This is a genomic window from Massilia phyllosphaerae (assembly GCF_034659755.1).
GTDB lineage: Bacteria > Pseudomonadota > Gammaproteobacteria > Burkholderiales > Burkholderiaceae_D > Telluria > Telluria phyllosphaerae.
In genome coordinates, this window is record NZ_JAXSQX010000012.1 from 91831 (window position 1) to 99309 (window position 7479).

The following is a 7479-nucleotide window of genomic DNA, read 5'->3' on the forward strand; positions in this document are numbered from 1 at the left end:
CGGCTGAAGCGCAGCAAACAATATCAGGAGACAATCGTGAATCAAACCGCAAGCGAAGCAAGCGCAAAAATCTACAGCCCCGAGCTGGCGCGCGCCATCGGCAAGGTGAAATGGCGGGTGCTGCCGCTGTTCGTCGTCATGTTCATCGCCAACTACATCGACCGGGTCAACATCGGCTTCGTCCGGCCGCACCTGAGCGCCGACCTGGGCATCGGCGCGGCCGCATTCGGCTTCGGCGCCGGCCTGTTCTTCGTCGGCTACGCGCTGTTCGAGGTGCCGTCGAACATGATGCTGCAGCGCTTCGGCGCCAAGGCCTGGCTGACCCGCATCATGGCCACCTGGGGCATCGCCGCCACCGCCATGGCTTTCGTGCAGGGCGAGATGTCCTTCTATGCGCTGCGCTTCCTGCTGGGCGTGGCCGAAGCCGGCTTCTTCCCCGGCGTGGTGTATTACTTCACCCGCTGGCTGCCGCGCGCCGAACGCGGCAAGGCGATGGCGGTGTTCCTGAGCGGCTCGGCGGCGGCCTCGATCCTGTCCGGCCCGGTCTCCGGCGGCCTGCTGCAGGTCGAAGGCATGGGGCTGCACGGCTGGCAGTGGATGTTCATCATCGAAGGCCTGTTCTCGGTGCTGCTGTGCGGCGCGGTGTGGTTCATCCTCGATTCCGACCCCAAGGACGCCAAGTGGCTCAGCGACATCGAGCGCAACGCGCTGGTCGGCGAGATCGCGCTGGAGCAGAAGGAGCGCGAATCGGAGCAGCCGTCCCACGCCAGCGCCTGGAAGCTGCTGCGCGACTCGCAGATCGCGCTGTTCTGCCTGATCTATTTCCTGATCTCGCTGACGATCTACGGCACCACCTTCTGGCTGCCGACCATCATCAAGAAGATGGGCCACTACACCGAGCTCCAGGTGGGCCTGTTCAACTCGATCCCGTGGATCATCTCGATCGTGGCGATGTACGTGTTCGCGGCCCTGGCGCAGCGCTTCAAGTTCCAGCAGGGTTGGGCCGCGGCCGCGTTCGCGGTGGCCGGCGTCGGCATGTTCGCCTCGGCCTCGACCGCGAATCCGGTGTACGGCTTCGTCGCCATCTGCTTCGCCGCGATCGGCTTCAAGGCGGCATCGTCGCTGTTCTGGCCGATCCCGCAGTCCTACCTCGACGTGCGCATCGCGGCGGCGGTGATCGCGCTGATCAACTCCCTGGGCAACCTGGGCGGGTTCGTGGCGCCGGCGGCCTTCGGCATGCTGGAGCAGCGCACCGGCTCGATCCAGGGCGGCCTGTACGGCCTGGCGATCGCCTCGCTGCTGGGCGCGGTGGCCGTGTTCTTTGCGCGCAACCGTCCGAAGAAGGGGGCGCCCGGTGCGCCGGCGACGGTTGCCGGCTGATCAGCCCCGTGTACGTGTGCGGCCGAGCATGGCCCACGCGCACCCGGCGCTGCCCAGCGCCAGCAGCGCCGAGATCCCCATCACCCAGCGGAAGCCATGCACGAAGGCGGCGGCGACCGCCTCCTGTACGCGCGCGCGGTCGGCCGGCGCCGTCGACGGCGGCAGCGCCGGCGCGGCCAGCTTGCCGTGTTGCGCGTCGAGCTGCACCCGGACCGCCGCCGACAGTGGCACCGCGGCGATGCGCCGGCCCAGTTCCGCATCGTAGGCGCGCTGCATGACGATCCCCAGCAGGGCGATCGCCAGCAGGCCGGCCGCACGCGAGACGGCATTGTTGATCGCCGAGGACAGCCCGGCGTGGGCCGCGTCGAGCGCATTCATGACGGTGGTGGTCAGCGGTGCCACGGTCACCGCCATGCCGAAGCCCAGCACCAGGATCGGCGCAAAGAAGGTGGTCCAGTAGCTGCCGCCGGCGCCGGGCAGCATGAAGGCGGCGAAGCCCGCCGCGGCGATCGAAGGCCCGAGCACCAGCGGCAGGCGCGCGCCGTGGCGGTCGACCAGGCCGCCGGCCCAGCCCGACAGCGCGAACATGATCAGGATGAAGGGCACCAGCGCCGCGCCGGCCTGCGTCGCCGTATAGCCCTGCACCCAGATCAGGTCGAGCGGCAGGAAGAACATCAGCGCCCCCAGGGCCGCGTACAGCAGCAGGGTCAGCAGGTTGGCGGCGCTGAAGGCGCGCACCCGGAACAGCGCCAGCGGCAGCAGCGGCGCCGGGTGGCGGCGTTCCGCGATCACGAAGGCGGCCAGGGCCAGCGCTGCCAGCGCCAGGCTGGCGACGACGCCGGCATCGCGCCAGCCGCGCGCCGGCGCTTCGATCAAGCCGTAGACGAGGCCGCCGAGCGCCAGGCTGGCGAGCAGCGCCCCGGTCCAGTCCAGCCGGCCGCCGCCGCCGCTGCGGCTTTCCGGCACATGGCGGAAGGTCAGTACCAGTACCGCCAGCACGAAGGGAATGTTCACCAGGAAGGCATAGCGCCACGACAGGTGCTCGATCAGGAAGCCGCCCAGCACCGGACCGACCGCGGCCGTGATCGCGGTCCAGCCCGACCAGGTGCCGATCGCCTTGCCGCGCAGTTGTTCCGGGAACGCCGCGCTGATCAGCGCCAGGCTGCCCGGCACCAGCAGCGCGCCGCCGACACCCTGCAGGGCGCGCGCCCAGATCAACCCGTCGATGGTCCGGGCCAGCCCGCAGCCGACCGAGGCGGCACCGAATACCAGCACGCCGCCGGCGAACACGCGGCGCCGGCCGTAGCGGTCGCCCATGGCGCCGCCGAGCAGCAGCAGGGCGGTCAGCAGCAGGGCGTAGGCTTCGACCACCCATTGCGCCCCGGCGACGCCGCTGTCGAAGGCCTGCTGCAGCGCCGGCAGGGCGACGTTGACCACGGTGCCGTCGACGAAGACCATGCCGGAGGCCAGGATGCTGTTGGCCAGCACCCAGGGACGGGCTTGCGGCGTACACAGCGCGGCGTCGTCGTGGCTGCGCGCTCGAGCAGTATCGGGCTGGTGTGGGATAGGGTGCATGGCACCACTTTAACCGCCTGCCTTGCGCAGGTCCGTCGACCACGTTTGACCCGTGTCAGGCCGCGACGTCTTCTCTTGCGTTTTTTTCCATGAACAGCGAATGCGGATCCGCCGGATAATCGCCGAACGGGCCGCGGCAGCGATAACCCAGGCGTTCGTACAAGACCAGCGCTTCCGCCTGCGCGGGGCCGGTCTCGAGCAGGAAGGTCCGAACGCCATGTTCGAAGGCTTTCGCTTCCAGCGCCGTCATCAGCCTGCGCGCCAGGCCCTGGCCGCGCGCCTGCGGACGCACATACACCCGCTTGATTTCGCCGTAGCCCGGTTTCATCACCATCGCGCCACAGCCGAGCGGCGCACCGGCAGCATCGCGCAGTACGGCGAAGGATACGTTCGGTTCGCACAGCGACGCGATATCCAGCGCATACACGCTGTCGGCCGGATAAATCGAATACAGATAGGCGTCCAGTTCGGCAATCAGCGCACGCACGTCGGGCTGGTCCGGGGATTCGAATATGACCTGCATGGTTTTTTCATGAGCGGTGAGAAAGGGGAGTATATCGTTATTGATACCGAAATAATCCGCCCGATCGATTCCACCTGGAATAAACTGAGGCATCCGCATTTGCTTCGACACCATGTCAGCCGACCCCATTACCCTGCGCGCCCGCTTCAATCCCCTGATCAAACCGTTCCTGGTCATGCAAATCGGCGTGACGATGATCTTCACCGTGGTCGGCATTCCACTGGCCGTGATCTGGTTCCTGGGCGTCGGCCGCTGGTGGGCCCAGCATTACTTCGACCGGCTTGAATGCCAGCTCGGCGAGCGCAGCCTGCGCTTCCGCAAAGGCATCCTGGTCACGACCGAAAAGACGATCCCGCTGGAGAATATCCAGGACGTGACCTTCATCGAGGGGCCGATCCTGAAGCATTTCAACCTCAGCACGCTGAAATTCGAAACCGCCGGCCACAGCGTCGGCCAGGCCTCGGACATGCGCCTGACCGGCATCGTCGACGCCCAGGCCTTCCGCAGCAGGATCATCGAGGCGCGCGAAGCCCTGCGCCATCCGGCGCCAAGTGCGCACGACGATCCGCAGCTGGCGGTGCTGCGCTCGATCGAATCGAAGCTGGACGACATCGCGGCGCTGCTGCGGGCGAGGCAGTAAGCCCCGCTGCAGTCTCAGGCGCCCGCGAGAATGGCGTCCAGCGCCGCGATCTCGTCGGCCGTCAAGGCCGGCATCTGCATGGCGCGCACCGCTTCCAGCACCTGTTCCGGCTTGCTGGCCCCGATCAGCACCGAGGTGATTGCCGGCTGGCGCTTGACCCAGCGTAGCGCCAGCTGGGCCAGCGACCCGCCGCCCGCGCGCGCAACGGCATCGAGGGCACGCACAATGCGCAGGCGCTCGTCGGTCACGTGTTCCGGCTTCAGGAAGCCGACGCCGCCGGCCGCGCGCGAATCGCCGGGCAGGCTGCCGCCCAGGTAGCGGTCGCTCAGGAGGCCCTGGGCCAGCGGCGAAAAGGCCACGCCGCCGATGCCTTCCTGTTCCAGCACCGGCAGCAGGTCGGCTTCCGCCGCGCGCACCAGCATGCTGTACTTCGACTGGTTGACGATGCAGGGCGTGCCCAGGCGGCGCAACCCGGCGGCTGCTTGCCGGGTCTGTTCGCCGTTGTAGTTCGAGATGCCGGCATACAAGGCGCGGCCGCTGCGCACGATCCAGTCGAGCGCCGCCATCGTCTCTTCCAGCGGTGTATGCGGGTCGGGGCGGTGGTGATAGAAGACGTCGACGTAGTCCAGCCCCATGCGCTTCAGGCTCTGGTCCAGGCTGGCGACCAGGTATTTGCGGCTGCCCCAGTCGCCGTAGGGGCCCGGCCACATCGTGTAGCCGGCCTTGGTGCAGACCACGATCTCGTCGCGGTAGGGCCGCAGGTCTGCCTCGAGCAGGCGTCCGAAGTTGGTTTCGGCTGACCCCGGCGGCGGGCCGTAGTTGTTGGCCAGGTCGAAGCAGGTGACGCCCTGGTCGAACGCCGTGCGCACGATGGCGCGCTGGCGCTCGAAATCGGCATCGGCGCCGAAGTTGTGCCACAGGCCGAGCGACACGGCCGGCAGGCGCAGGCCGCTGCGCCCGCAATGCGGATAGGGCATGGCCGCGTAGCGCTCGCTAGGTGGCGTCCAGCTCATTCGGCGATGGTCCCGGCACCGGCCGCCGCGCGGCAGACGTAGATGGTGGACAGCTGCCCCTTCGGCCCGCGGTAGTCGCGCTCGACCGCCGTTTCGGTGGCCTCCACCAGGTCCTGCGGCACCAGCGCCACCACGCAGCCGCCGAAGCCGCCGCCGGTCATGCGCACGCCGCCGCGCTCGCCGATCGTCGCCTTCACGATCTCGACCAGCTGGTCGATCAGCGGCACGGTGATCTCGAAGTCGTCGCGCATCGACGCATGCGAGGCCGCCATCAGCTGGCCCATGCGCGCCAGGTCGCCGGCCGCCAGCGCCTCGGACGCGGCGAGCACGCGCTCGTTCTCGGTGACCACGTGGCGCGCGCGGCGCAGCGTCATCGGATCGAGTTCGGCGCCGCGCTGTTCCAGCACGGCCATGTCGATGTCGCGCAGGGCCGGCACGCCGAAGTGGCGGGCGGCGGCTTCGCACTGCTCGCGCCGGGTGTTGTATTCGCTGTCCACCAGGCCGCGTTCCACGTGCGAGTGGAAGATCATGATGGCCGCGCCCTCGGGGATCGGCACCGGTTTGACGTCGAGCGAACGGCAGTCGATCATCAGCGCGTGGCCCTCTTTGCCGCAGGCGGAGCTGATCTGGTCCATGTTGCCGCACTTGGTGCCGACGAACTCGTTTTCGGCACGCTGGGCGGCCAGGGCGATGTCGATCGGGGTGAGCTGGTCGTAGCCGGGCAGGGCGGCGAACAGGGTGCCGATCGCCACCATCAGCGAGGCCGACGACGACAGGCCGGCGCCCTGCGGCACGTCCCCGGCGATCACCAGGTCCATGCCCTGCACCGGCAAGCCCTGCTTGGTGCCGTAAGCGAGCAAATCCTGCACCATGCCGCGCACGTAGTTGGCCCACATCGGCTGATCCAGGCGCTCGATCGGGGCGTCCATGCGGAACTCGTCGCCCGCATTGTCGTAATCGGCGGCCACCACGTGAACCACGGTATCGTCGCGCAGGCGCGCGGCGATCACGGTGCGGTAGTCGATGGCGCAGGGCAGCACCAGGCCGTCGTTGTAGTCGGTGTGCTCGCCGATCAGGTTGACGCGCCCCGGGGCCTGGACCAGCAGCGGTGCCGGTTCGCCGAAGGTGCTCTCGAAAACGCTGGCCACGCGGGCCGTCAGGGTTGTGCTCATATTAGTCAGGTTGTGGATTGTTCAGGTAATGCACGTCGGACTGGGCGCGCAGCTGGGCAGCGGCTTGTTCCGGGGTCAGGTCGCGCTGGGCCTCGGCCAGCATCTCGAAGCCGACCATGAACTTGCGCACCGAGGCCGAGCGCAGCAGGGGCGGATAGAAATGCGCGTGCAGCTGCCATGGGGCGCCGTCTTCCTCATTGTAGGGCGCACCGTGCCAGCCCATCGAGTACGGGAACGAGGTCTGGAACAGGTTGTCGTAGCGCGTGGTCAGCTGCTTCAGCGCCAGCGCCAGGTCGGCGCGCTGTTCCTGGCCCAGGTCTTCCAGGCGCCGCACGGAAAAGCGCGGCAGCAGCAGGATCTCGAAGGGCCAGGCCGCCCAGTAGGGCACGATGGCCAGCCAGTGCGCGGTCTTGACCACCACGCGCTCACTGTCCGCCTCGCGCTCGGCGACGTCGAGCAGCATCGGGCGCCCCTGGTCGGCGAAGTAGGCGCGCTGGCGCTCGTCCTCGGCCGCCGGCAGCTCCGGCAGGAAGCTGGTGGCCCAAATCTGGCCGTGCGGATGCGGGTTCGAACAGCCCATCACCGCGCCCTTGTTCTCGAAGACCTGCACCCAGGGGTAGCTTTTGCCGAGTTCCGTGCTCTGCTCGCACCAGGTGTCGATCACGCCTTCGATCGCGGGCAGGTCGAGCAGCGGCAGCGACTTGCTGTGGTCGGGCGAGAAGCAGATCACGCGGCTGGTGCCGCGCGCGCTCATGCTCTGGAACAGCGGATCGGCACCGCCGGGGGCGTCCGGCGTGTCCGGCGTCAACGCGGCGAAGTCGTTTTCGAAGACGTAGGTGCCGGTGTAGTCCGGGTTCTTGACGCCGTTGACGCGGGTATTGCCGGCACACAGGTAGCAGCTCGGGTCATGCGCGGGCCGCGGTGCGCGGTCGACCGCTTCCTGCTGGCCCTGCCACGGGCGTTTGGCGCGGTGGGGAGACACCAGCACCCAGTCGCCGGAGAGCGGGTTGTAGCGGCGGTGCGGATGGTCGGTTGGATTGAACATGGGTTTCCTTGCAGATGCCGTTCAAAAAACCATATCTTACCCGCACAAGGAATTATGTTGTTTTCATGTCGTTGAGCGGTGTGGGGGGGGGGGGGGGGCCACCCCCCCCCCCCCCCCCCGCATGGGGGGGC

General features: G+C 68.3%; 7 protein-coding genes. 2 read left to right on the forward strand and 5 right to left on the reverse strand.

Going from position 1 to position 7479, the window contains the following annotated elements; genetic code table 11:
* The first annotated feature begins 36 nt into the window (after positions 1-36).
* Positions 37-1380, forward strand: a complete 1344-nt coding sequence (locus tag U1H99_RS29255) for an MFS transporter (protein ID WP_323145013.1) — start codon at positions 37-39, stop codon at positions 1378-1380.
* On the opposite strand, the gene U1H99_RS29260 is transcribed toward U1H99_RS29255, so the two are convergent.
* Together U1H99_RS29260 and U1H99_RS29265 are read right to left on the reverse strand one after the other, a co-directional pair.
* Complete coding sequence (locus U1H99_RS29260; protein ID WP_323145014.1) at positions 1381-2955, reverse strand: MFS transporter; 1575 nt, start codon at positions 2953-2955, stop codon at positions 1381-1383. It abuts the gene before it with no gap.
* A 55-nt stretch (positions 2956-3010) separates the two neighbouring features.
* Complete coding sequence (locus U1H99_RS29265; protein ID WP_323145015.1) at positions 3011-3592, reverse strand: GNAT family N-acetyltransferase; 582 nt, start codon at positions 3590-3592, stop codon at positions 3011-3013.
* Here U1H99_RS29265 and U1H99_RS29270 point away from each other — a divergent pair.
* Positions 3591-4118: a PH domain-containing protein gene (locus tag U1H99_RS29270; protein WP_323145016.1), complete on the forward strand. Its 528-nt coding sequence runs from the start codon at positions 3591-3593 to the stop codon at positions 4116-4118. The two genes, U1H99_RS29265 and U1H99_RS29270, sit on opposite strands and share 2 nt — an antisense overlap.
* A 14-nt stretch (positions 4119-4132) precedes the next feature.
* On the opposite strand, the gene U1H99_RS29275 is transcribed toward U1H99_RS29270, so the two are convergent.
* From U1H99_RS29275 to U1H99_RS29285, 3 genes are read right to left on the reverse strand one after another with little or no spacing between them, the layout of a single operon-like run.
* A complete protein-coding gene (locus U1H99_RS29275) occupies positions 4133-5131 on the reverse strand; it encodes an aldo/keto reductase (RefSeq protein ID WP_323145017.1) in 999 nt (332 codons plus the stop codon).
* On the reverse strand, positions 5128-6303 hold the full coding sequence (gene galK, locus U1H99_RS29280) for a galactokinase (protein WP_323145018.1): 1176 nt from the start codon (positions 6301-6303) through the stop codon (positions 5128-5130). Before galK ends, U1H99_RS29275 begins: the two co-directional genes overlap by 4 nt.
* 1 nt (position 6304) lies before the next feature.
* Positions 6305-7348 (reverse strand): UDP-glucose--hexose-1-phosphate uridylyltransferase, encoded by a 1044-nt coding sequence (locus U1H99_RS29285; protein ID WP_323145019.1) that lies wholly within the window; start codon positions 7346-7348, stop codon positions 6305-6307.
* Between the last annotated feature and the right edge of the window lie 131 nt (positions 7349-7479).